The 22,739-nt window shown below is 45.3% G+C and carries 26 protein-coding genes and 1 pseudogene; 11 read left to right on the top strand and 16 right to left on the bottom strand.

Going from position 1 to position 22,739, the window contains the following annotated elements:
• Nucleotides 1–45: 45 nt before the first annotated feature.
• The 4 genes from B5J93_RS07695 (at nt 46) to pnp (ending at nt 4,408) form a co-directional block, all read left to right on the top strand.
• Entirely contained in the window at nt 46–459 is a 414-nt protein-coding gene (locus B5J93_RS07695) for a ribosome-binding factor A (protein ID WP_079325861.1), read from the top strand.
• Nucleotides 459–1,382 (top strand): tRNA pseudouridine(55) synthase TruB, encoded by a 924-nt coding sequence (truB, locus tag B5J93_RS07690; RefSeq protein ID WP_079325860.1) that lies wholly within the window; start codon nt 459–461, stop codon nt 1,380–1,382. Before B5J93_RS07695 ends, truB begins: the two co-directional genes overlap by 1 nt.
• Nucleotides 1,383–1,743: 361 nt before the next feature.
• Entirely contained in the window at nt 1,744–2,010 is a 267-nt protein-coding gene (gene rpsO / locus B5J93_RS07685; protein WP_079325859.1) for a 30S ribosomal protein S15, read from the top strand.
• 307 nt (nt 2,011–2,317) lie between these two features.
• Nucleotides 2,318–4,408, top strand: coding sequence for a polyribonucleotide nucleotidyltransferase (pnp, locus tag B5J93_RS07680; protein WP_079325858.1), 2,091 nt, complete (start codon nt 2,318–2,320; stop codon nt 4,406–4,408).
• A gap of 60 nt (nt 4,409–4,468) precedes the next feature.
• Here pnp and B5J93_RS07675 read toward each other — a convergent pair whose 3' ends face one another.
• Nucleotides 4,469–5,074: an HD domain-containing protein gene (locus tag B5J93_RS07675; RefSeq protein ID WP_079325857.1), complete on the bottom strand. Its 606-nt coding sequence runs from the start codon at nt 5,072–5,074 to the stop codon at nt 4,469–4,471.
• A 55-nt stretch (nt 5,075–5,129) separates the two neighbouring features.
• The gene (locus B5J93_RS07670) at nt 5,130–5,705 is read right to left on the bottom strand and encodes a biliverdin-producing heme oxygenase (protein ID WP_079325856.1); all 576 of its coding nucleotides are present in this window, start codon (nt 5,703–5,705) and stop codon (nt 5,130–5,132) included.
• Between the two features lie 272 nt (nt 5,706–5,977).
• Here B5J93_RS07670 and B5J93_RS07665 point away from each other — a divergent pair, with 272 nt between their 5' ends.
• Together B5J93_RS07665 and B5J93_RS07660 are read left to right on the top strand one after the other, a co-directional pair.
• Nucleotides 5,978–6,427 (top strand): YbaN family protein, encoded by a 450-nt coding sequence (locus tag B5J93_RS07665; RefSeq protein ID WP_079325855.1) that lies wholly within the window; start codon nt 5,978–5,980, stop codon nt 6,425–6,427.
• A gap of 73 nt (nt 6,428–6,500) precedes the next feature.
• Entirely contained in the window at nt 6,501–8,306 is a 1,806-nt protein-coding gene (locus B5J93_RS07660; protein ID WP_079325854.1) for a DUF294 nucleotidyltransferase-like domain-containing protein, read from the top strand.
• A gap of 110 nt (nt 8,307–8,416) precedes the next feature.
• Here the strand turns inward: B5J93_RS07660 and B5J93_RS07655 are convergent, their stop codons facing one another.
• Both B5J93_RS07655 and B5J93_RS07650 read right to left on the bottom strand, forming a co-directional pair.
• Nucleotides 8,417–9,004 carry a hypothetical protein gene (locus B5J93_RS07655; protein ID WP_079325853.1) on the bottom strand — a complete coding sequence of 196 codons (588 nt, stop codon included), beginning with the start codon at nt 9,002–9,004 and terminating at the stop codon, nt 8,417–8,419.
• Nucleotides 9,005–9,224: 220 nt separating this feature from the next.
• Nucleotides 9,225–9,689, bottom strand: a complete 465-nt coding sequence (locus B5J93_RS07650) for an Lrp/AsnC family transcriptional regulator (protein WP_079325868.1) — start codon at nt 9,687–9,689, stop codon at nt 9,225–9,227.
• A gap of 144 nt (nt 9,690–9,833) precedes the next feature.
• On the opposite strand from B5J93_RS07650, the gene rarD reads away from it, so the two are divergent.
• From rarD to B5J93_RS07640, 3 genes are all read left to right on the top strand, one after another.
• Nucleotides 9,834–10,748, top strand: coding sequence for an EamA family transporter RarD (gene rarD / locus B5J93_RS07645; RefSeq protein WP_079325852.1), 915 nt, complete (start codon nt 9,834–9,836; stop codon nt 10,746–10,748).
• Between the two features lie 174 nt (nt 10,749–10,922).
• The gene (locus B5J93_RS13350) at nt 10,923–11,198 is read left to right on the top strand and encodes a hypothetical protein (protein WP_143823510.1); all 276 of its coding nucleotides are present in this window, start codon (nt 10,923–10,925) and stop codon (nt 11,196–11,198) included.
• Complete coding sequence (locus tag B5J93_RS07640) at nt 11,117–11,830, top strand: substrate-binding periplasmic protein (RefSeq protein WP_158080712.1); 714 nt, start codon at nt 11,117–11,119, stop codon at nt 11,828–11,830. Before B5J93_RS13350 ends, B5J93_RS07640 begins: the two co-directional genes overlap by 82 nt.
• 66 nt (nt 11,831–11,896) lie before the next feature.
• Here the strand turns inward: B5J93_RS07640 and argA are convergent, their stop codons facing one another.
• Nucleotides 11,897–13,189, bottom strand: a complete 1,293-nt coding sequence (argA, locus tag B5J93_RS07635; RefSeq protein WP_079325850.1) for an amino-acid N-acetyltransferase — start codon at nt 13,187–13,189, stop codon at nt 11,897–11,899.
• 231 nt (nt 13,190–13,420) lie between these two features.
• Between argA and B5J93_RS14015 the strand changes: the two genes are divergently transcribed.
• On the top strand, nt 13,421–14,155 hold the full coding sequence (locus tag B5J93_RS14015) for a hypothetical protein (protein WP_228144900.1): 735 nt from the start codon (nt 13,421–13,423) through the stop codon (nt 14,153–14,155).
• Between the two features lie 258 nt (nt 14,156–14,413).
• On the top strand, nt 14,414–15,691 hold the full coding sequence (locus tag B5J93_RS07625; RefSeq protein WP_079325849.1) for a glutamate-5-semialdehyde dehydrogenase: 1,278 nt from the start codon (nt 14,414–14,416) through the stop codon (nt 15,689–15,691).
• Between the two features lie 36 nt (nt 15,692–15,727).
• On the opposite strand, the pseudogene B5J93_RS07620 reads toward B5J93_RS07625, so the two are convergent.
• From B5J93_RS07620 to gatA, 11 genes and pseudogenes are all read right to left on the bottom strand, one after another.
• Nucleotides 15,728–16,515, bottom strand: a pseudogene (locus B5J93_RS07620) (SIR2 family NAD-dependent protein deacylase).
• Nucleotides 16,516–16,541: 26 nt separating this feature from the next.
• The gene (locus tag B5J93_RS13345) at nt 16,542–16,742 is read right to left on the bottom strand and encodes a hypothetical protein (RefSeq protein WP_143823509.1); all 201 of its coding nucleotides are present in this window, start codon (nt 16,740–16,742) and stop codon (nt 16,542–16,544) included.
• Between the two features lie 187 nt (nt 16,743–16,929).
• A complete protein-coding gene (locus tag B5J93_RS07610; RefSeq protein WP_079325847.1) occupies nt 16,930–17,277 on the bottom strand; it encodes a hypothetical protein in 348 nt (115 codons plus the stop codon).
• Between the two features lie 220 nt (nt 17,278–17,497).
• Nucleotides 17,498–17,854, bottom strand: a complete 357-nt coding sequence (locus tag B5J93_RS07605; RefSeq protein WP_079325846.1) for a ribonuclease E inhibitor RraB — start codon at nt 17,852–17,854, stop codon at nt 17,498–17,500.
• Nucleotides 17,855–17,857: 3 nt separating this feature from the next.
• Nucleotides 17,858–19,324 (bottom strand): Asp-tRNA(Asn)/Glu-tRNA(Gln) amidotransferase subunit GatB, encoded by a 1,467-nt coding sequence (gatB, locus tag B5J93_RS07600; RefSeq protein ID WP_079325845.1) that lies wholly within the window; start codon nt 19,322–19,324, stop codon nt 17,858–17,860.
• Nucleotides 19,325–19,344: 20 nt separating this feature from the next.
• Complete coding sequence (locus tag B5J93_RS07595) at nt 19,345–19,755, bottom strand: type II toxin-antitoxin system VapC family toxin (protein WP_079325844.1); 411 nt, start codon at nt 19,753–19,755, stop codon at nt 19,345–19,347.
• A complete protein-coding gene (locus B5J93_RS07590; protein WP_079325843.1) occupies nt 19,755–19,967 on the bottom strand; it encodes a hypothetical protein in 213 nt (70 codons plus the stop codon). Before B5J93_RS07590 ends, B5J93_RS07595 begins: the two co-directional genes overlap by 1 nt.
• A 15-nt stretch (nt 19,968–19,982) precedes the next feature.
• Entirely contained in the window at nt 19,983–20,486 is a 504-nt protein-coding gene (locus tag B5J93_RS07585; protein ID WP_079325842.1) for a GNAT family N-acetyltransferase, read from the bottom strand.
• 34 nt (nt 20,487–20,520) lie between these two features.
• Entirely contained in the window at nt 20,521–20,925 is a 405-nt protein-coding gene (locus B5J93_RS07580) for a hypothetical protein (RefSeq protein WP_079325841.1), read from the bottom strand.
• Between the two features lie 12 nt (nt 20,926–20,937).
• Entirely contained in the window at nt 20,938–21,087 is a 150-nt protein-coding gene (locus tag B5J93_RS13525) for a hypothetical protein (RefSeq protein WP_158080711.1), read from the bottom strand.
• 83 nt (nt 21,088–21,170) lie between these two features.
• Nucleotides 21,171–22,643, bottom strand: a complete 1,473-nt coding sequence (gatA, locus tag B5J93_RS07575) for an Asp-tRNA(Asn)/Glu-tRNA(Gln) amidotransferase subunit GatA (protein WP_079325840.1) — start codon at nt 22,641–22,643, stop codon at nt 21,171–21,173.
• Between the last annotated feature and the right edge of the window lie 96 nt (nt 22,644–22,739).

The following is a 22,739-nucleotide window of genomic DNA, read 5'->3' as shown; positions in this document are numbered from 1 at the left end:
ACCCCATCAATAACCGCCAAAAACCAAACAACAAGAGAGAAAACCATGAGCCAACGCTTACAACGCCTAGCCGACCAGATTCAGCGTACCTTGTCGGTGCTTATCCGTGATGAGATTAACGACCCACGCCTGACGGGATTTGTTACCATTTCTAGTGTTAAAGTTAGCCCTGATTTGGGTTATGCCGATGTTTATGTAACCATTTTGGAGCCGTCCAAAAATGGCGATACGGACGGTGGCATGAACATTGATGCTCACCGTGAGAGCCTGCAGGTATTAAAAAACGCCTCGGGCTTTTTGCGTACCGAGCTGTCAGCTACCATGAAAACCCGCACCACGCCACGCCTACGTTTTCACTATGATGAAGTTACCGCTCACGGCAACCACATGATGAATCTGGTGAATGAAGCCATGAAAAAGACGGGCGAGAGTAGCTCTGATGACGTGGATAACAGCTAATGGCAAAACAAATCGTTTCTGGGGTGCTACTCTTAGATAAGCCAAGCGGCATCAGTTCGCATTCGGCTCTTGCCCAAGCCAAACGCCTGTTTATGTCGTCAGATTTTGACAGCAAAAAAGCAGGTCATACAGGCACGCTTGACCCCATGGCGACAGGGCTTTTGCCGATTTGTTTAGGGGACGCGACCAAATTTAGCTCCTTTGGGCTAGACGCCGATAAGGGCTACACCGCCATTATCAAACTTGGCGAGCAGACCGACACAGGCGACAAAGAAGGGCAAATCATCGCCCAAAAAAATGTGCCAACCTTTGACGAGCAGGGGCTTGATGAATTGGCTTGCGATTTATTGGGTGAACAACAACAAACCCCGCCCATGTACTCCGCCCTAAAAAAAGACGGCAAAAAACTCTACGAATACGCCCGAGACGGCATTGAGATAGAGCGAGCTCCACGCCCCATTGTCATTCATCATTTGGCTTTAAATAAATTAAGCAATGATGAAATCGCCCTTGATGTCATCTGCTCCAAAGGTACTTATGTGCGAGTGCTGGGCGAGACGGTAGCCGAGCGTCTTGGCACGGTGGGGCATTTGACCGCTTTGCACCGCACCAGTACGGGTGGATTTGACGTGGCAGGGGCGATAAGCCTTGATGATTTGGCGAATTTGTCATTTGATGAGCGATTTGGCAAGCTATTACCCGTTGATGTTCTGCTTAATCATTTACCTATTATCAAACTCACCATAGACGAAACGGCACGCATTAAAATGGGGCAACGGCTAAATATCAAAGACCGCCTTGATGATGTGAGCTTTACTGATGAGACTGTACAAATTCGGCTATATCATGATGATGAGTTTGTCGGGCTTGGGCAAGTGGCGATGAGTGGGCGACTGCAACCTGTTAAAGTGGTGCAGGTCTAAAATATGGCTTTGGGGGTGGTGGTAAGGTGCATACCACGCACCAAGATTTGCTATTCTCAACCTTATATCAGTGATGGATTTATCAAGAGCGAATTACAATTCGCCCTTACAACCTAAAAATTACTTAATAATCAATAATTTAAAATATTTAATTCGAGATTGAAGGAGTATTTATCAACCTAAATGGTGCGTGTTACGCACCCTACGCCCAAAACTGTATGGCGGGGATTTTTAATGCTTTTTTAAAATTTTTATGCTATAATGACAAAATTGCCCTATCTATGGGGATAGGGCTTAGGCAAACCTTAGCAATGCAATGTTTGCCTGTATGTATCCGCATTGCGTATTTTAAGGATTAGTTATGCTAACCAACCAACAACGTGAAGAGATTATCGCCAAATTCAAACGTGGCGAAAATGACACTGGTAGCCCAGAAGTGCAAGTGGCTCTATTGACCGCTCGTATCAACGACCTACAAGACCACTTCAAAGCCCACAAAGCTGACCATCACAGTCGCCGTGGTCTTATCCGTATGGTAAACCAACGCCGTAAATTGCTAGACTACCTAAAAGGCAAAGACACCGAGCGTTACTCTGCGCTTATCGCTGAGCTTGGACTACGCCGTTAATTTCAAATTAGGCTGTCTAATTTTGTCAAAAACGGTGTGCGTTTGCGTGCCGTTTTTGTTGTTTTAAGTTTATAAATTATTGATAAGGGTGAGATTTAGAACTCTAAGAGATGTTTTTTTAACGTTATAAACTGATGATTTTTTGGACGGATTTGTAGGGGCAAATTGCAACTTGCCCTGTGATAAAGTATTGATTTTGGTTAAAGTTAAATAAATTTTCCCATACAATTTTTAAATATCCAAAAAACATCTCTTAGGGCTTTAAATCATCTTATCAATGACAAACCCAATCATTTAAGGAAAACCTATGTTTAACATCATTCGTCAAGAATTTCAATATGGCAATCAGCAAGTTGTCCTAGAAACAGGGCGTGTCGCTCGCCAAGCCAACAGCGTGCTTGTGCATATGGGCGATGTGTCGGTACTGGTGGCGGTTGTGGTGCGTCCCGAAGCCGTGGCAGGGCAAAACTTTTTCCCATTGACCGTAAACTACCAAGAAAAAATGTACGCTTCGGGTAAAATCCCAGGGGGCTATGGCAAGCGTGAAGGTCGTGCGTCAGAATTTGAAACTTTGACTTCTCGTCTGATTGACCGTCCAATCCGCCCGCTATTCCCAGAAGGGTATTTTAACGAAATCCAAGTAACGGCAACCGTCATCTCATCAGGCAAAACCCAAGATGCCGACATTGCAGCGATGATTGGTGCGTCTGCGGCGTTGACCATCTCTCCCGCTCCGTTTAGCGGTCCTATCGGGGCGGCTCGTGTGGGCTTTATTGGCAATGAATACATTCTAAACCCAAGCCTTGCCCAAATGAAAGACAGCTCGCTTGACCTAGTGGTGGCGGGTACCAAATCAGCCGTACTGATGGTGGAATCCGAAGCAGACGAGCTATCAGAAGACCAAATGCTGGGTGCGGTGCTGTACGGACACGCCCAGCAACAAATTGTCATTGATAACATCAATGCCTTTGCGGCAGCGGTAGGCAATGCCAAAGCCGAATTTGTCGCCCCTGCCATTAACGAAGAGCTAAACGCCCAACTAAAAGAGCAGTTCACCGCCAAAGTCAGCGAAGCCTACACCATTACCGTCAAGCAAGATCGCTATGCCCGCTTAGATGAGCTTGCCACAGAAGCCTTGGCACTGGCGGGTGATGAGACGGCAGAAGACTATGCCGACAAAGTCGCTCAAATCAAAGAGCTGTTTGAAACCCTAAAATACCGCACCGTGCGTGATAACATTCTATCAGGCAAGCCCCGTATTGACGGTCGTGATTTGGAGACCGTGCGAGCACTCGATATCCAAGTGGGCGTGTTGCCTTATACGCATGGTTCTGCCTTGTTTACCCGTGGCGAGACCCAAGCCCTTGTAACCACAACGCTAGGCACAAGCCGTGATGTGAACCTTGTGGATACGCTGTCAGGCACCAAGCAAGACCACTTTATGCTACATTATAATTTCCCACATTATTCGGTGGGCGAGACAGGTCGTGAAGGTGGCCCAAAACGCCGTGAAATCGGGCATGGTCGTCTGGCTCGCCGTGGCGTGCAAGCGGTATTGCCTAAGGCGGAGCGTTTCCCTTATACCATTCGTGTGGTGTCGGACATTACCGAGTCTAATGGTTCAAGCTCTATGGCGAGCGTGTGCGGTGCGTCATTGTCGCTTATGGATGCAGGCGTGCCACTAAAAGCCCCTGTGGCAGGTATCGCCATGGGATTGGTCAAAGAAGGCGAGCGTTTTGCGGTGCTGTCGGACATTTTGGGTGATGAAGACCATTTGGGCGATATGGACTTTAAAGTGGCAGGTTCGGTCAATGGTATCACCGCCCTACAAATGGACATCAAGATTGAAGGCATTACCGCCGACATCATGGAGCAAGCCCTAAAACAAGCGCATGCAGGGCGTATTCATATCCTAAATGCCATGAATGAAGTCATTGCCACATCTCGCACCGAGATTAACGCTCACGCTCCAAACTATGCCACCATTGAGATTAACCCTGAAAAAATCCGTGATGTGATTGGTAAGGGTGGGGCAACCATTCGTGCCTTGACCGAAGAGACAGGGGCGACTGTGGACATTGACGACAACGGTACAATCCGTATCTTTGGCGAGTCAAAGGCGTCTACCCGTGCCGCCATCGCCAAGATTGAAGCCATCACCGCCGAAGTGGAAGTGGGTGCGGTCTATACAGGGACGGTGGCTCGTATTGTGGAGTTTGGGGCATTTGTTACCATTTTACCAGGTACGGACGGCTTGGTGCATATCAGCCAAATCTCTGATGAGCGTGTTGAGAATGTAACCGACTACCTAGCCGAAGGGCAAACTGTCAAAGTTCAAGTCCAAGACATTGACAATCGTGGACGCATTAAATTGACAATGAAGGGCATTGAGCAGTAATTGCTTGACTGGTGTAAAACCGCTCCAAATGGGGCGGTTTTTGTTGTTGGGGATTTTGAATTACAAATATCTTTTCAAGTTACCCCTTGCTTTATTTTCTAACGCTTGATAAAAATAATTGGTTAAATAAATTCGCTCCTTGTTATAAAATCCTTTTAACACCGATTTTCTTTTAACATGATAAATAAAACGATTGACCCACGCATATTCTTGCCTGATTTGATGATTATATTCATCAAATCTATCAAAATCACTTCCCAATATCGCCAAATCAATATCCAATAAATAATCCAAATCTGCCTTATCATCACCCGTTAAAGGATTGATATGATCTTTGGTGGCAAGAATATAACGCTCAGTAATACCAATATCTATATCGGACAACATGCCTTGTAATTCATCCTTCATTATGACCGAGCTGTCGTATTCATTGGTGGGGCTTTTGGGATTATAAATTACGTCATGATAAAAAAGGGCAATGGCAACCAAATCGGGACGATATAAATTATCCTTTATTTCATCAAACCACATAAAACATTCAGATAAATGGGTGAGATTATGATAATGACGGTGGGGCTGTTGGTAGTGGGTGATGAGATTATCAAAAAGGGTTTGATGACCGTGAGAAAATATAAACTGCCAATGAGAATTTAGATAATTTATCATATCATACACCAAAAACTAAGCCGTTTGATGAAGCAAACGACTTAGTATAGCATAATTACGCTTGAGTACCGTACACTTTACGAATCACTCGCTTAAAGTAAGCAAAGGCATCATCTGCCCCTTTCATGGCAGATTGTTTATCATCATCACTTAAAGGCAAGGCATTGATTTTGGCTTTGGTGGCACGCCAATGAGGCATACGTCCGTCTGCATGGGCTGCCAGATGAGATGCACCGAATTCATCGGACAGGTCAATTTTGCCTGCTTCTTTGTATAAAATCGCCGCCCCCACGTTTGAGCCTTCTACGCAGTAGAGCCAGCCGATGGCTTCACTGTCGGTAAAGGTGGGGGTTTCTACGTCCCTGTCAAAAGGGGTGGCTTCTAGGTCTTTCATGTCGGATTTGACACGGTCAAGACGGGCAAGCTCCGCCAAGCCGTCAATTTGACTGGCTAGCTTTTCATTATGATAAATGGGGTTTACGGTGCTGTGAAACTCATACTGGGCTTGCAAAAATTTGCGGTAGTTGTCATGACTGGCAAAAGGCTCCATGCTCATGACAAGGTTGTCCACGGCATCGTGGGTGGTGCGTGAATGCTCTTTTAGGGCTTCGGTTAGGGTAAGTTCGCTCATAAATCACCTGTGTGAAACACATATTAAAAACCGATATAAAATAACCTATTTTTATCAATTTGTAAACAAAAAAATAATAATCATTTATGTTTACAAACATGCCTTATTTATGCTATGCTGTATCGCCCTATAAAGGTGGGCGATTTTTATTTTCAATATTTTAAATCTCACCCTGACTGCCAAAGTGCTATAATAGGGCTTTTATGGCAAGATGAGCCTGCCTACCGTCTTGTCGATAGCAGGTACAAGCCTGCCTTGATTGTTGTATTGCCATGTCCGACCACACTGACCCTGATTATACCGACCCCAACCATACCCCATCATCACAACTGCCCAAACACGGCATGCATCAGAATGTCTTGTTACGTTGGGCGTTTTTTATCATGGGGTTTATTTTTGTGGGGTTTGGGATTTTGGGGGCGATACTGCCCGGTATGCCGACCACGGTATTTATCCTGCTGGCAGGTTACTGCTGGGCGAAAAGCTCACGGCGGTTTCATGGCTGGCTCATCAGGCACAAGATTTTTGGTAAAATGCTCATCGACTGGGAAGAGCGACGTGCCATGCCACGCTTTGCCAAATATCTGGCGTGGAGCATGATGACGGCATCCAGTGCGTTTTTGTTTTGGCGACTGCCTGCCGACAAGCTTTGGGTGGCGGTGCTGACAAGCATACTTTGTTTGGCGACCGCCATTTGGATGTATCGCTTGCCTGATGCTTAGCGTGCCTGACGCCTTGTCCTGTGGTTATTTTATGCTATAATGTTTACCAACCAGAAAGCACGGATAAGCCATCATGGATAGATTTAACTTCAACTTCGCCCCCTACAACACCCTAAACCCCGCCGAACAAAAACAGCTACAAAAACAAGTGCAAATCGTCTTTTTTGACGACAACGCCCCGATTATCAAGGCAGGCGAGCCGATGGATGCACTCTATGTCGTCATCAAAGGCGTGGTCAAAGAGCTTGGCGATGATGGCGAAGTGGTGGCACTGTATCGCACCAATGACAGCTTTGAAGCCCGTGCTTTGTTTGAAGCGACTTCCGCCCACAGCTTTATTTGCGCCGAGCAGTCTTTGGTTTATGCCATTCCTAAGTCATTGATTTTAAATTTGATTGGCTCAAATGTCCGCTTTGGGGCATACTTTTATACAGGCATTGCCGAACGCTTTAACAGCCTTGCTCCCCACGATGGACAGGACATTTCTGGGCTGTTTCACGCCAAAGTCGCTGACGCTTACCACCACAGTACCCTAAGCGTTGATGGCGGGCTGACCCTTGCCGAGCTTGCCCGCCTAATGAAAGACAATAAAAGCAAATCGGTGCTGGTCAATCACGATGGCAACATCGGTCTAATTACCGAATCGGCATTTCGTGATGTCATTGCCAGTGGGGGCAAGACGGACGAGCCGATTTATAGCCACGCCAATTTTAATATTATTGGCATTGACGGCGAAGATTTTTTGTTCAACGCCTTACTCACGATGATGAGCCACCGCATTCAACGCCTTGCCGTTAAGGACAATGGACGCATTATTGGGCTTTTGGAGCAGATGGACATTTTGGCGTATTTGTCTAGCCACAGCCATTTGGTTGCCGAGCGTTTGCACCGTGCCGATACTTTGTCCGAGCTTGCTCAAATCGCCCAGCAAATGACCGATTCGGTGTCGTCCTTGCAAGCAGGCGGTATGAGTGCCCTGCAGCTTGCCAAACTCATGCAAGTCTTAAACGGACAACTCTTTGAAAAGGCGTGGGGGCTGATTGCACCGCCCCAGATGGTTGCCAAAACTTGCCTGATTGTGATGGGTTCAGAAGGACGGGGCGAGCAGGTGTTAAAAACCGACCAAGACAACGCCCTAATTGCCGATGACGATGTGGACATGACCGCCTTGCATGAATATGCCGTCAAGTTCTCCGAGACGCTTGCCAAGTTCGGCTATCCGCCATGTATGGGCGGAATTATGACATCCAATCCCAAATGGTGTCAAACAGTCAGCGACTTTAAACGCACGGTCGCCCATTGGTGCAAAAGTGCCGATGGTGAGAGCCTTATGGACATGGCGATATTTTTGGATGCACGAGCGGTGGCAGGCAAGGCGGATTTGCTTGATGAAGTCAAACGCCATCTGAACGCCCATTTGGATAAAGACGTGGGCATGCAGATGAATTTTGCCCGTGCGATTATGCAGTTTGATGAGCATAATCGGGGCTTTTTTGCCAAGATTTTGGGTAAGGGCGAAACACACAAAATGGACATCAAAAAAATGGGGTTATTCCCTGTGGTGCATGGCGTGCGTGCGTTGGCACTAAAAGCCTGCCTTGATGAAACAGGGACTTTTGACCGTCTAATTACCCTTAAAAATCAAGGGATTATCAGCGAACAACTCGCCAAAGACACAGCAGATGCGTTGGCGTATTTGATGAATTTACGCCTAAAAGCAGGGCTGTTTTATGTGCGAAATGGCGAGCCGATTAGTCCCAATCAGGTGGATACCGAGCTACTTTCTACCTTGGAGCGTGATTTGTTAAAAGATGCGTTGGCGGTGGTCAAACGCTTTAAACATGAAGTTAAATCGCAGTTTGGACTGCATAATGTGTGATAATAAATTGACACAAGCACTCATCTAAATACAACACATGGGCAGGGCGGGCTATTGTCCGTCCTAACCATGCCTTGAGAATAACATCTTTAACATCATTTCTTTTAACGTCATTCCTTGGGCTGTATTATCACTGGCAACACCAAACCACGCCCGAACTCATCGGCAAAGACATAATCAAACTTATCCGCCACGACATCAGGGGTGGTCGTGATGACGAGCGTCATGTCTGACCCATCGGTGAGCTGATGGGCGATGTATTTGCCGTCTCTTAATTGGTCTAGGATTTTGCTTAGCACTTCGGGGCTTGCCATGGCGATGACCATGCTGTGTTGGGCTTGTTTGTCCGTGATGTTATAGGCTTTGGCGTAGTTTTTTACCGCCATGCTATCAAGGGCGATGGGGTAGTCATACGTTGCTGTGTCTGCCTTAGGCGTGTCGGTGAGAATGTGGGTCTTGTCAAGGGCGATTTTGCCATCAGTGGTGGTTAGTGGCTGTACATCAGGCAGGACAGATGGGTCGGATGTGCTAAGCTCACTGGCAAGAGCTTGTAGGTCATGGGGGTTCTCGGGGGTGGACGGCTTGCTCGGTTGCTCGGCAGGCGACTGACTTGTGGCAGGGGCAAAGTTATGCTCGGTGGCGGATTTGTCGCAGGCACACAGGGTAAGCATGGCGACCAAAAGGGGGGTGTATTTCATGATAATCCTTAGGGCATGTTGAACATTGATAACATTTTTATAAAATAAGATGAAAATTTGACAATATCAATCAATTTTTGCATGAAAAATGGCTAAATCTTGTTTTTCATCGTCAAAAGCTCGTTTGATAGAACGACTATCAAACTTCATTTTTCCTTGAAAAACGGGCGATTTTTCTCATTTTTCATTGCAAATACCAATATTCAACACGCCCTAGCAGTTAAAGCGTGATTTTGGTGCTTGATTTGACAAAATTCATGATAAATTGGCTGTTAAAATGGGCGACATTATTCTCGGCAGTTAGCACCGCTCGGGTAAAGGCGTGGTAGGCTTGCATGGACGGGCTATGTACCATGAGAGCAAAATCATAATCGCCCGAAATCTCATAGCACGCCACAATCTCGCTGTGGTGCTGACTGATACGCTCAAAACGCTGTTGCATGGATACGCTAGACTGTGCCATTTTTACCAGTACGATGACGCTTAGGGTTTGACCGACTTTAACAGGGTCGATGATGGCGACTTGTTTGGTGATGATTTTGTCTTGACAGAGCTGACCGATACGCCGTTGTACAGTGGCAGGCGATGTGCCTGTATACTCGGCAAGGGTTTTAAGTGGTAGGGTGCAGTCGTCTTGGAGTAGGTTTAGCAGGGTTTTGTCGGTGTCATCTAGGTTTTGGGTCATGGCTGGCAAGTAAAATTTTTGGTAAATTTTATCAAAAATAGCCAATTTTTGCAAAAATTAATCATCATAATGATAAAAGATAAAAATTTTTATCAAACAAACCTTTTATAATACGTCATCTGTTATCAATGTATCAGCCAAGCCATGAACCTTGCCCTACCCGCCCAATTTGCCCTGCCCAAAAACACCCTTGCCCTAGGTGTAACCCTTGCCATTTTGTCCAATGTCATGTTTGCGATGGTCTATGCCTATGGCAAGTGGCTACCGCCCTTGACAGGGACGGCGGTGTTTTTGTGGCGGATGGTCATGATGTGGGGGTGTTTGGTGGCACTCATCAGCGTGCTTGGCAAATGGGACGCTGTGCTGGGCGGGCTGTCTCGGGTCAAGGGGATTCGGGGCTGGGCGTGGCTACTTGCTCCCACGCCCATTCTTGCCAGTCAGCTGTGGCTGTTTGTCTATGCACCCCTAAACGGTCATGGTGTGGCGGTGTCTATGGGCTATTTTTTATTTCCGCTGGTGATGGTGCTGGTCGGCTTTGTCATGGGTGAGAGACTCACTCGCTTGCAGTGGCTGGCGGTGGCGTGTGCAGGTGTGGGTGTGGGCATGGAGATTGTGCGGACAGGGCAGGTCAGCTGGGCGACGTTTTGGGTGTGTTTGACTTATCCGATTTTTTATGTAATGAGACGGCGACAAAATATCCCTGCCTTGACAGGGCTGTTTGTGGATTTGAGTATTATTGCCCCCATTTGCCTTGTGGTATTGTGCTTTCATGCGTCTGCGATGTCGGCGGTCATCGGCACGCCTGTGATGATATTAAAGGTCATCGGTTTGGGGCTCATCAGCGTGTTATCACAACAGGCGAACCTAGAAGCCAACCGCTTATTACCCACGTCCTTGTTCGGATTGCTCGGTTATCTTGAACCTGCGTTATTGTTTGTTCTTGCCATTACGGTGCTCGGCGGGGTGGTTGAATGGCAAATGCTGACAAGTTTTGGGCTGATTTGGTCGGGGATTATTTGTTTGTTAATACAGGGTGTGGCGAAGCGGTGGGGGCGGTAGGTCTGTCTTGTGATGAGATTTGGCTGATGGATAATGGATGTAGCATTACCAAACTGTTGGTTTTTCGTGATAAATTGTATTGTATTCTTTTTAAGATCTGCTAGAATATCAAAAACCACACTTTAAGTAATGTTTTTTGTCTTTGCCTTTAATAACAATCATTTGGATTTTATCATGAGCCGTATCCTATTTCGCACCAAGTGCCTAAGTTTGGCATTGATGAGTGTATTTGCCTTGACTGCTTGTAACAAAGAGTCAGCACCCACCCAAGAGACCGCCCACAGTCAGCAACCACAACCGCCCCAGCAGAGAGCAGTGCCCAACAAGCGGACGCACCCAAAGACACTGCCAATCTGCCGACTTATCGTGTGGCGATTGACCCTTATTACCCACCTTTTGAGTATTTGGACGAAAATGGTAAAATCGTTGGGTTTGATGTTGACCTGCTAAACGCCATTGACGAAAAAGAAGGGTTTAAGCCTGATTATCAAGCCAATGAGATTTTAAATATTGTCCCATCGGTACAAGAGGGTAAGGACGATTTGGGGGCATCATCCATCTTTATCCTGCCCGAGCGTCAAGAAGTGGTGGATTACTCGGAGTCTTATTTTGAGTTGCCATTGGCATTTTTGGGCTTGGAGGCAGAAGGTCGTCCACAATCCATTAATGACATCACTGGTAAAACCATCGCTGTACAAAAGAACATCGTCATGGAAACCATCGTTGATGAAGAGTATGTACCAAAGGGCAATGAAAAGCATGGCGTAAAAAGTAACTTCCTTGCCTTTCAAAACGTCATCCAAGGTCATAGCGATGTCATGATTGACAACGTGGTGGCGCTACAAGGCTTTTTACCAAAAGCAGAAGGCAAAGAGATTTACACCCTGCAACTACCCAAAGAGAAAAACTTACAATTGGGTTATGTGGTACAAAAAGGCAATACTGAGCTACTAAATAAGCTTAATAGTGGTCTTAAAAAGGTCAAAGAAGACGGCACTTATGATAAGATTTATGATAAGTGGTTTGGTAAAGATTCACAGTACCCCATCGTGAATATGACTGTTAACGCCAATGCTCAGTAAGTCTTTTTTCAAAGATAGCATCAAAAGCCCCACGTGTTGGGGTTTTTGTTTTGGGCGATTGTTGGGTTAGATGTGTTTAATCAGCACCTTAGAATTTCGCCCATTTTGCCATTGTTTAAACCGCTCACAAGGTAGCTCGTTTGGGGTGGTTTCGCCAAATCCATGTTCAATAAACCAATGCAAGGTGCGTGTGGTCAGGGCAAACAGACGGGATTTGCCCCTGCGTTTGGCACTTTGTTCGGCAAATTTTAAAAGGTTCGCCCCACGCTCGCCACTACGATAGTCACCATGCATGGCAACGCTGGCAATCTCCACGCTCTCATCGTCTAACTCATGCACGGCGATACAGCCGATGATTTTGCCATCTCGCTCCATGACACTAAACTCATCTATCATCTCTTCTAGGCGTTCACGACTGCGAGCGACCAAAATGCCCTGCTCTTCTAGGGGGTGAATGATTGCCATGATACCGATGATGTCAAGGGCGGTGGCTCGTCTGATGTGGTCGTAGTTGCTTTGGCTTATCATTGTGCCACGCCCGTCTGTGGTGAACAGCTCGCCCAGTAAGGCATCATCTTTGTCAAAGTCGATGAGCTGAACACGTCCCACACCATGCTGGCAGGCGTGAATGGCGTGCGTGAGTGTGGGGACGTGCGTGGATGTTTCGATAAGCTCGTGAGCTTCTGTGGCGGTGAGTTCTTTGATGAGCGAGCCGTGCGAGTCGGTCAGGCTTTTGTCTAAGATGATGAGCTTATCCGCCACCAGTGATGTGGCGATGTGCGTGGCGACATCTAAGGCATCAAGATTAAACAAATCACCCGTTGCCGAAAAGCCGATGGAGTTGGCGATGACGATGTGATGATTGTCAAGGCTGTGTTTGATGGCTTTGGTGTCGATACGGCGGACTTCGCCCGTTTGCATAAAGTCCACGCCATGACGTACGCCAAAGGGTTTGGCATTGACAAAGTTGCCTGTTACTGTACTGATTTTTGCCCCAAATAAGGGAGTGTTGGCAAGCCCTTTGGAAAACTCGCCTTGGATTTTTAGGGTGAGCTGTCCGACCACCGCCAAAATGGTCGGCATGGCAGATGTGGGGGTAACACGCACGCCATGGCAAAAGGGTGTGTCATCGGACAGTCTCGCCTGTGCTAGGGCATCATTTATCTGCACCCTTGCCCCATGCACCAGCACCAAGCGAATGCCCAAGCTGTGCAGTAGTGCCAAATCCTGCACCAGCGTGGCAAAGCTGTCATGGGCGAGCGCCTCACCAGTCATCATGACGACAAAGGTCTTGCCCCTGTGGGTATTGATGTAGGGCAAGGAGTGGCGAAACCAGTGGATGGGGTTTGGGTGGGTCATGGCGTGCTATGATGGTGTTTTTGATGAATTTTATCATAAAATCAGCAAAACTCATCAAATTATTGTCTCATGACTTGTCTTTTGTGCCTTTTTTATCGTGCCGTCTTTTGTTATGTCTTGCCATTTAGCCAAAATTTGGCAGAAAGTTACCATAAATAAACGCACGCAACAGCTTTTCATGCTATCATGGGTGACATTTATTTTTACCATAGAGTTAATGAAGGAATGATTATGCCTATCCAAATGTTGCGTGGCGGTGTTGCCGTGTTGTCCCTGACCGCCTTGTCGGTTGCTGTGTCAGCCCATGCCATGCTACCTACCCCGACCGAGACCACAGAGTCAGTCCCAAACCAAGCCAGTGCAGGCGAGATTAGCTATACCGCCAATCCCCAAGCCAATCGGAATGCCCCAACGCTAAACACCCCAACAGCAGGCAGGGTGGTCACGGTCGCCCCGCAAAGTACCCCTATTTATAACCCATTGGATCAAAACCCTGCCCCTGCCGTGATTCCGATGGCGGTCAGCCCCTTGCAAGCCCCTGCTCAAACCCAAGCTCCCCAACGCCAAGGCTCATCAGCAGGGATTCAAAGCGTGGTGAATGCGTTCATCGTGCAAAACATCAACGGTCAAGAAACACTAACCCCCATTAATGCCGGTACGCCCATCAAATCAGGCGACATCTTAGAGTATCAAGGTCTATTCACCAACAACAGCTCGGAGCGAGTGCGTTCGATGGACGTTACCCTAAGCATTGCCGATAGTTTGGAGCTGGTTGGCGGTATCCACCCCAGATTCCCCCATGCAACCATTGATGGCAGTCGCTTTGTCCGCTCGCCCATCCGTGCCAATGTCGGCGGACAAGTCCAAGAGTTGCCCCTGTCGGATTATAAAGCCCTAAGGTGGACGCTGGAAGACATCGGTCTTGGTGGTACGAGCGTGGTTAAATACCGTGCCAAGGTAAAATAAACCACAAACAAATACATTTCTAAAACCTTAAAATGACGGCTTTGGGTCGTCATTTTTGTGTGTGTTTGTTTTTAAAAATCATGGTTTAAAAAGTGTGATGTTAAAAAATGGTTTTAAAAAGATGGTTTTTACAAGACCATCTTTTTAAAAGTCATGGCGTATCAGCGAGACAAGCTGTTTTTACTGCTGTTTTGATAAAAGTTGCTTTTTATAAAAAATGCCTTTAATATAAGCCCATCACTCACATTAAGGATTACCATGACCGACCTTAGCACCTACATGAATGACGTGGGCGTGCGTGCCAAAACCGCTTCTGCTACGCTTGCCCGAGCCGACACCAAAACCAAAAACCATGCCCTAGCCTGTATCAAATCGACTCTCATCGCCCAAAAAGATGAGATTTTATCCGCCAATGAGATAGACATACAAAACGGCAAGGATAAAGGGCTAGATAGTGCCTTACTTGACCGCCTTATTATCAGTGATAAAGTGTTTAATGGTATATTAAGCTCGCTTGATGACGTGATGGCTCTTGCCGACCCTATTGGCGAGATGAGCGAGATGACCTACCGTTCCAGTGGCATACAGCTTGGCAAAATGCGAGTACCGCTTGGCGTGATTGGTATGATTTATGAAAGTCGTCCCAACGTTACCATAGAAGCAGGGAGTCTTGCCATCAAATCAGGCAACGCCATTATCCTGCGTGGCGGTTCAGAAGCCTTTCACTCCAACCAAGCCCTAGCCCATGCGGTGCATATAGGTTTGGAGCAGGCAGGGCTACCGACCGACTCGGTGCAAGTGCTAACCACGACCGACCGTAATGCGGTGGATAAGCTCATCGCTATGGTGGGCGTGGTGGACGTGATTATCCCACGGGGCGGGCGGGGACTGATAGAGCGTATCGCCAATAACGCCCGTGTGCCAGTCATCAAGCACCTAGACGGCAACTGCCACACTTATGTGGACAGTCTGGCGGACATGGACATGGTGGTCAAGGTGTGCGTCAATGCCAAAACGTCTCGCTACTCGCCGTGTAATGTCATGGAGACTTTGCTCGTTCATGCGGACATTGCTAATACCGCCTTGCCACAGATTACCCAAGCCATGCATGGCGTGGATGATGCCATAATATTTAGGGTGTGCGACAAATCCAAAGAGATTTTGGCAAATACTGGCGTAAACATAGAGCCTGCCACCGATGACGATTGGTACACCGAATACCTTGCCCCCATGCTGGCGGTAAAAGTCGTGGACGACCTAGACCATGCCATTGCCCACATTAACCACTACGGCTCGCACCATACGGACGTGATCATCACAAACAGCTATGAGAACAGTGGGCGATTTATCCGTGAAGTGGATTCAAGTTCGGTCATGGTCAATGCGTCTAGCCGTTTTGCAGACGGCTTTGAGTATGGACTGGGGGCGGAGATTGGTATCTCAACGGACAAAATCCACGCTCGGGGGCCTGTGGGACTACATGGGCTGACTTCCCAAAAATGGGTGGTGTTTGGACATGGAGAGATTCGTTCGTGATTGAAATTTGTTGTTTTAAGGTATATTGCCAAGCAATCACTCACACAACGCCCGCCAAATCTCATCTATCCCATGTATGCCCGTCATACCAAGCCCAATACCGCCTTGGGGTGTGGCAGGTTCTCGCAGGTTAATGCGAATCAGGCGTGGGGAAAAGCCATCGCCAAAGCGTCTAACCGTCGGAATTGCTGTTCCTGCTCCAATCTCAATGACAACAGAATTTTGGTGGGTTATCAAAAACTTGTGCAGGCGAGTTTCTTGCTCGTCCATGCGATGAGAGTGCCAAGCAAAGTCGCCAAACATCAAAATATTAGGACGAGCCAAACCGCCACAGTCAGGGCAAGTGGGTAGCTCCCCAAGCCACTCGCATTTGTCATTGTCAATCACAGGCGTTAAGTCGTCCGCCGTCCAAATCTTATCAGAGCAGGGTATGACACATTGCAAATGATGAATAGAGCCGTGACATTCATAGACCTTGTCAGCATCAAACCCTGCCTTAACAAATTGCCCATCCACATTGCTGGTAAAGACAAAATAAGGCAAATCAAGGCGGTCAGCAAGTGCCAATAACTCACCAAAGCCTGCGTGGGGCGTGGTGGCTTTGTACAGTGCCAAACGGTGTCCATAAAATCCCCAAGCAAGGCGTGGGCTTGGGGGTTGGCGATGGTGGTACAGTCCATCTGCCGTCTGCCAAGCTCGGGATAGGCTTGCCACATACCAGTATTGCCCCGAAAATCAGGCAAGCCAGAATCCACGCCCATGCCTGCCCCTGCACTAATGAGTAGGCTGTCGGCGGAGTGAAGTAGGGCTTTGATGGTGGGCATTTTGGTTTCCTAGTTAATTCAAATGGTTAATCGCAAATAAAAAATTCATCAATAAGCTGATAATCGGTATCAAAATACAAGCGATAAGTTGCCATAGTTAAATGTTGATAAGTGATTTGGCATTCCACCAAAATCATTGGTTTTGAATTTAAGCTGGGGTTAATATGACACTCATCAATTTGCCAATATCTATCTACCTTATCAAATTCATAAGGAAATTCAGTCATAAACCATTCATTATTACCATTTTGTTTAAATAGATTGTCTAAATGGGTATTGGCAAGGGTGAATAAATTTGTATGATTTATTTTGGATAAAGAATGGGTGGTGGTAGCGTGTGTATTATGCATCGTTTTTCATCAGTCTTTTAATGGTGCGTGTTACGCACCTACGGATTTAAAATTATTTAAAAAACTAATTGCAGTCTACTCGCCATTCTCTATTTTGAGTTGACCACATTAAATAAGGGCAATCAAAGCCTTCTATATAAGTTAATTTATAATCAGTTTCATTGATTTTTTGATACTCAGGGGAGATGTATTCGTTTTTGCTTGGAAATTGTAATTTTTCCAATGTTTTGTAGTCTTGGGCGTCAGGTAATTTTTGAAATTTGCTTTGATAGTCTGCAATATTATCAATCAAAATATCCCCCTGTTTGATTTTAAAATAATATTTAATATGAATGGGTAGATTGAGATAAATAAACATAATCAAAATGAACAATGCAAAAGTATAAGAAATAATTTTGAGTTTCTTAGCCATATTATTTTAATCTCTCAAAAATAAACCCCAAACACCAACCGATATTTGGGGCTTATTTTATTAAACAATCAACTTCTTCAACAGATTTTTTTAATGGTTTAAAAGTTAGTTATTCAAAAAAGGTATTACGATTTGGCGATACCTTTTTTGTTGGGTGGTTTTTGCTTTGTTATGAAAGTTAAATCGTGATAAATTAACATTTTACCGATTGCTCTCAAAGCTAATCACCAAGAAATCCCCAACCATCGTTTTTACCATTTAGGCTTTTAGAGTTCTCTGCCAGCCAATTTTCCGCTTGTGTTAAACTTGGCTCATTGATTTCCATAAAAATGCCCACAATGACTTCACCCATATATCCATTCTTGTCAACATCAGGAAAGTCTTCTAAATTATTGACTTGAACTCGATAACCAAATTTTAGGAGAAACATACCGAATTTGAGAGCATTTTCATAGGTTGGAAAAATAATGGCAAAATCCACCAAGATTTCATCAGGCAATACCCCTAGTTTTTGGGTGAGTTGCCATAAAACATTGCCGTTTTCAGTCTCAGGAAATTTTTGATAATTTCGCTCCATATCTCACCCAATCAACTTCTTCAAAAGCTCATTGACCTGTGCAGGATTGGCTTTGCCCTTGCTGGCTTTCATTACTTGTCCGACCAGTCCATTAAAGGCTTTTTCTTTTCCGCCTTTATATTCATCAACCATTGCTTGATTACCCGCAAGCACTTCTTTAATAATGGCTTCAATTGCCCCTGTGTCGGTTTCTTGTTTTAAGCCTTTTTCATTGATGATTTCATCGGCGGTTTTATCAGATTCCCAAAGATAATTAAACACTTCTTTGGCAATTTTACCACTAATAGTATTATCCAAAATACGGGCAATTAACCCTGCTAGGCGTTCGGCATTGATTGGAGATTTATCAATGGTGAGTTCATTTTTATTTAATGAACCCAATAAATCGCCCATAATCCAGTTTGCCCCGATTTTGGCATTGGCTTGACCGATTTTTTCTACCACTGCCAAGAAATAATCGGACAATTCTCGGCTACCATTTAATACATTGGCATCATAAGCCGATAAGCCTAATTCATTGACAAAGCGTTCTTTTCGCACGCTTGGGAGTTCTGGCATTTTGTCTTTAATGGCTTGCAACGATTCATCAGAAATCATCACAGGGAGCAAATCAGGGCAGGGGAAATAACGATAATCGTTGGCTTCTTCTTTGGTTCGCATTGCCCGAGTTTCGTCTTTTTCAGGGTCGTATAGACGAGTGGCTTGCACCACTTTTCCGCCGTCTTCAATTAGGTCAATTTGACGTTCAATTTCTGATTTAATCGCCCGCTCAATAAAGCGAAACGAGTTTAGGTTTTTAAGCTCACAGCGAGTGCCAAAAGGCGTGTTAGGCTTGTGTACCGAGACATTGATGTCGGCACGGAATGAGCCTTCCGCCATAATCGCGTCCGAAATGCCAAGCCAAGTCACCAGCTCGTGAATGGTCTTGACATAGGCAACCGCTTCGTCCGCCGAGCGAATGTCAGGCTCGGAGACAATCTCAATGAGTGGCGTGCCAGCACGGTTTAAGTCCACGCCCGTCATCTGTGGCACGGCATCGTGCACCGATTTGCCTGCGTCTTCTTCAAGGTGGGCACGGGTAATGCCAATGCGTTTGGTGTATTCGTTTTTTGCCCCTGCGTTCACCAAAATGTCAATGTAGCCTTGCCCCACGATTGGGTGTGCCATTTGTGAAGTTTGGTAGCCTTTGGGTAGGTCGGGGTAGAAGTAGTTTTTGCGGTCAAAGGCGTTCATTTGTCCGATTTGGGCATTGACACCAAGTCCAAATTTTACCGCTTTTTCAACCACTTCGGCATTTAGGACAGGCAACACCCCTGGCATTGCCAAGTCAATGATGTTGGCTTGGGTGTTGGGTTCTTGCCCAAATTCGGTGCTGGCGGGTGAGAAAATTTTGGTGGCGGTGTTTAATTGGCAATGGATTTCAATGCCGATGACAACTTCATAGCCGTCAATAAGTAGGGATTGGGTCATAAAAGTTTTCCTATAAATATTTAAACCATTAAAATGGACAAATCGTCATAATGTCCAATATATTGTTCAATCTTTTCATCAGCCGTCATCAAAGTTAATTTTTCTACTTTGGCTTGGGTGATTAAAATTCTATCAAAAGGGTCTTGATGAATATTGGGTAAATCTTTTACCGCTAAGGCGTGCTGACTATTGACAACCAATTCTTTATAGCGTGCCGTTTTTAATAATTGATAAAAATAATCAGGCTCAATAAAATCATCAAAACCGTTGTTGCGATTTTTATTATATTTAATTGCCACTTCCCAAACATTGACGCTACTAAAATACAATCTATCGCTATTAGCAAGAATGATGTCTCTTGCCTTTTTGCTAAATTTTTTGTCGTCTAATAACGCCCACAATAAAATGTGTGTGTCAATTAAATAATTCATTAACTAAAATCCGTCATTTCATCATCAAAATTCTCTGGAATTTTAAAAGGTTTTGCCATTCCAATTTTTTGATAAGCAGGCGGATAATTGTCATCATCTTTGCCATAATCATTGACAAAATTGGCAAAATATAATTGCAAATTTTCTTTACCAATTTTGTTGATAAAATTTTGATAAACGGTATCATTGACTTCAAAACTAATCGTTTGCATAATTACTCCTACTTTTTAAGCCTTAATTCTCGCCATTGTATAAGCATTGACAAATTCGCCATTTCTAAATGCAAAAGCCTTATGTTCGCCTTCAATGACAAAACCAAATTTTTGATATAGGGCAATGGCTTTTTGATTGTCGGTATAAACGGTTAATTCTACCCGTTTTAAATTAAGCCAATTATCCGCCAAATCAAGAATGGTGGTTAATAACGCTTTGCCAATGCCTTGCCCTTGAAATTCATCACTGACAGCAATGACAAAATTGCCAATGTGCTTTCGCCGTTCGTTGGTCTCTATGCGTAAGGCAATATTACCAACTACCGTTTCTTTATCATTATCCTTAATAATTGCCACAAAAGAATGGACATTATCAGGAATGTTGCCAAGCCACTTTTTCCAATTATCGTTTGATTGACTGGGTAAATGTAAAGTTTGGGCAAAAACACTCGGATTGGTATAAAGTTTTTGAACGTCTTCGGCATATTTTTGTTCGGTACGGCAAATGGTAACAGTCATAATCAATCTCTTGTTTTGGGTTATTTATGGGGTTTTATTCAAAAACTCCTATGTCATATAAATAAAAAAACCATATGCTAACAATTGATAATAAGCTCGCAAGCGTTATTGCTGTTGGTATTGCAAATTTTATCAATAATCCATACAAGCTCATTGCTACAAAACTTGCTCCTAGTGTATAAGGTATAAATTTTACAGTTATTTCTATGGCTTCATATGTATTTCCAGATTTATTTTCTATAAAATAATATATTTGTAGCCAAATAAAAAATTGTAAACAATAGGCGACAAATAGTGTTATAAAAAAGGATGTAGAGAGTTTATAGGGTAAGATTTTTGGACTAAATATTGGTACTGTAAAGAATGCAATTACCATTAACACCATAGAAAGTGTATATAGAAATTGCAGACCGTTTAATCCAAAAAATATAATGCCCATACCGCCCCTAATTTATACCATTAAATGCAATACTTTTTCTCTTGGCATATCGGTTCTTTGTATGTCCAAACTTGGAAAATCCGCTTGGGCAAAAATCTCGTGCAAACGGTTGCCTAATTGAGTTTGTTTGGCTTGGTTTTCGCTTGCCCATTTTTCAATCAACTGAGCAACGCTTAATTGTTCGCTTTAGGCTTGGGCGATAACCAATTGTTCAATATGGGGCGGTGATTCTATTAACATAAAATTTATCCCAATTTCGGCAACTCTTTATGAAACGCTGTCGCCCCTTGATAAGCGTGCGTGGTATTTAGCAGGGTATTTTCCGCCCAATGTTTGCCAATAAGTTGCAAGCCCACAGGCAAGCCACCGACAAAGCCCACAGGGTGCGACAAACTTGGCAAGCCCGCCAAATTCACACCAATGGTATAAACATCGCCCATATAGATTTCGGCAGGGGACAGGTTTTCGCCCAATTTGTAGGCAACCGTTGGGGCGGTTGGCGTGGCGATGATGTCGCAGGTTTCAAAGGCTTTTAAAAAGTCGTTTAAAATGAGTCTACGAACCTTTTGAGCCTTGACATAATAGGCATCAAAATAACCTGCTGACAGGGCATAAGTCCCCATAATGATACGGCGTTGCACTTCTGCCCCAAAGCCTTCCGAGCGACTGCGTGTGTACAAATCGTGCAAATCGGCAGGATTTTCACAGCGATAGCCATAACGCACGCCATCAAAACGAGACAAGTTGGAGCTGGCTTCGGCAGGGGCAAGTAGATAATAAGTTGCCAAAGTAATTTGTGGGTCGGTCAAATGCACATCAACCAGCGTTGCCCCAAGCTCTTGATAGACTTTTAGGGCGTCATCAATTTTGGCTTTGACATCAGCGTTTAGTCCTGTGCCAAAATATTCTTGCGGTACGCCTACTCTTAGTCCTGCTAGGGGTTTGTCGCTTGCGACTTTATCTAATTCGCCTACCCAGTTTGGTACTTCTTTATTTACACTTGTACTGTCTTTGGGGTCATAGCCACTCATCGCCTGCAACAGATAGGCACAGTCCAACGCCGAACGCCCAAATGCCCCTGCTTGGTCAAAACTAGATGCATACGCCACCATACCAAAGCGAGACACTCGCCCATAGGTTGGCTTAATGCCTGTTACCCCACAAAAGCTGGCGGGCTGACGAATAGAACCGCCTGTGTCCGAGCCTGTCGCAACAGGGACAAAGCCACTTGCTACCGCAGACGCACTGCCACCAGACGAACCACCGGGAACTCGGTCTAGGTCGTAGGGGTTGTGCACCGCTCCAAAGTAGGATTTTTCATTGTCCGAACCCATCGCAAATTCGTCCATATTGAGCTTGCCAAGACTGATAAAGCCCTGATTGGCAATATTTTCCACTAGGGTTGCATTATAAGGAGCGACAAAGTTTGACAGCATTTTTGAGCCACAAGTGGTCAAAACACCTTGTGTGCAAAGGTTATCCTTATGAGCCATTGGCACGCCCAAAAGGGGGCGAGTGTCGCCTTTTGCACGCAGATCATCAGCAAGGCGGGCTTGTTCTAAGGCTAGGTCAGCCGTTACGGTAACGAAGCTATTCACCGCCTTGTCGTGCGTTGCGATACGGTCTAAAAAATGCTGGGTTAATTCAACCGAGCTAAATTGTTTGGTGTGTAAACCGTCAGCGATTTCACGGACGGATAGGGTGTGTAAAGTTGTCATAATAAAGTCGCTTTTAAATTTTTAAAATTGGTTGGTAAGGTGCGTAATACGCACCGCTTTGGGCTAGATCTATTAATGGTGCGTAATACGCACCTT

Source organism: Moraxella equi (assembly GCF_002027555.1).
Taxonomy (GTDB): Bacteria; Pseudomonadota; Gammaproteobacteria; order Pseudomonadales; family Moraxellaceae; genus Moraxella; species Moraxella equi.
The sequence above is the reverse complement of the archived record's forward strand: the minus strand, read 5'-3'. Positions and strand labels throughout refer to the sequence as shown.

Bases quoted from the DNA above. Each gene is read 5' to 3' on its own strand.
- B5J93_RS07595 (WP_079325844.1), bottom strand. From the start codon at position 19,755: ATGAATTATTTAATTGACACACACATTTTATTGTGGGCGTTATTAGAC.
- gatA (WP_079325840.1), bottom strand. From the start codon at position 22,643: ATGACAACTTTACACACCCTATCCGTCCGTGAAATCGCTGACGGTTTA.
- B5J93_RS07660 (WP_079325854.1), top strand. From the start codon at position 6,501: ATGGATAGATTTAACTTCAACTTCGCCCCCTACAACACCCTAAACCCC.
- B5J93_RS07610 (WP_079325847.1), bottom strand. From the start codon at position 17,277: ATGGCTAAGAAACTCAAAATTATTTCTTATACTTTTGCATTGTTCATT.
- B5J93_RS07650 (WP_079325868.1), bottom strand. From the start codon at position 9,689: ATGACCCAAAACCTAGATGACACCGACAAAACCCTGCTAAACCTACTC.
- B5J93_RS07695 (WP_079325861.1), top strand. From the start codon at position 46: ATGAGCCAACGCTTACAACGCCTAGCCGACCAGATTCAGCGTACCTTG.
- argA (WP_079325850.1), bottom strand. From the start codon at position 13,189: ATGACCCACCCAAACCCCATCCACTGGTTTCGCCACTCCTTGCCCTAC.
- rpsO (WP_079325859.1), top strand. From the start codon at position 1,744: ATGCTAACCAACCAACAACGTGAAGAGATTATCGCCAAATTCAAACGT.
- B5J93_RS07665 (WP_079325855.1), top strand. From the start codon at position 5,978: ATGTCCGACCACACTGACCCTGATTATACCGACCCCAACCATACCCCA.
- B5J93_RS13350 (WP_143823510.1), top strand. From the start codon at position 10,923: ATGAGCCGTATCCTATTTCGCACCAAGTGCCTAAGTTTGGCATTGATG.
- B5J93_RS07580 (WP_079325841.1), bottom strand. From the start codon at position 20,925: ATGGGCATTATATTTTTTGGATTAAACGGTCTGCAATTTCTATATACA.
- B5J93_RS07590 (WP_079325843.1), bottom strand. From the start codon at position 19,967: ATGCAAACGATTAGTTTTGAAGTCAATGATACCGTTTATCAAAATTTT.
- B5J93_RS07625 (WP_079325849.1), top strand. From the start codon at position 14,414: ATGACCGACCTTAGCACCTACATGAATGACGTGGGCGTGCGTGCCAAA.
- B5J93_RS07585 (WP_079325842.1), bottom strand. From the start codon at position 20,486: ATGACTGTTACCATTTGCCGTACCGAACAAAAATATGCCGAAGACGTT.
- B5J93_RS14015 (WP_228144900.1), top strand. From the start codon at position 13,421: ATGCCTATCCAAATGTTGCGTGGCGGTGTTGCCGTGTTGTCCCTGACC.
- B5J93_RS13345 (WP_143823509.1), bottom strand. From the start codon at position 16,742: ATGACTGAATTTCCTTATGAATTTGATAAGGTAGATAGATATTGGCAA.
- B5J93_RS07655 (WP_079325853.1), bottom strand. From the start codon at position 9,004: ATGAAATACACCCCCCTTTTGGTCGCCATGCTTACCCTGTGTGCCTGC.
- B5J93_RS07605 (WP_079325846.1), bottom strand. From the start codon at position 17,854: ATGGAGCGAAATTATCAAAAATTTCCTGAGACTGAAAACGGCAATGTT.
- pnp (WP_079325858.1), top strand. From the start codon at position 2,318: ATGTTTAACATCATTCGTCAAGAATTTCAATATGGCAATCAGCAAGTT.
- rarD (WP_079325852.1), top strand. From the start codon at position 9,834: ATGAACCTTGCCCTACCCGCCCAATTTGCCCTGCCCAAAAACACCCTT.
- B5J93_RS07670 (WP_079325856.1), bottom strand. From the start codon at position 5,705: ATGAGCGAACTTACCCTAACCGAAGCCCTAAAAGAGCATTCACGCACC.
- truB (WP_079325860.1), top strand. From the start codon at position 459: ATGGCAAAACAAATCGTTTCTGGGGTGCTACTCTTAGATAAGCCAAGC.
- B5J93_RS07675 (WP_079325857.1), bottom strand. From the start codon at position 5,074: ATGATAAATTATCTAAATTCTCATTGGCAGTTTATATTTTCTCACGGT.
- gatB (WP_079325845.1), bottom strand. From the start codon at position 19,324: ATGACCCAATCCCTACTTATTGACGGCTATGAAGTTGTCATCGGCATT.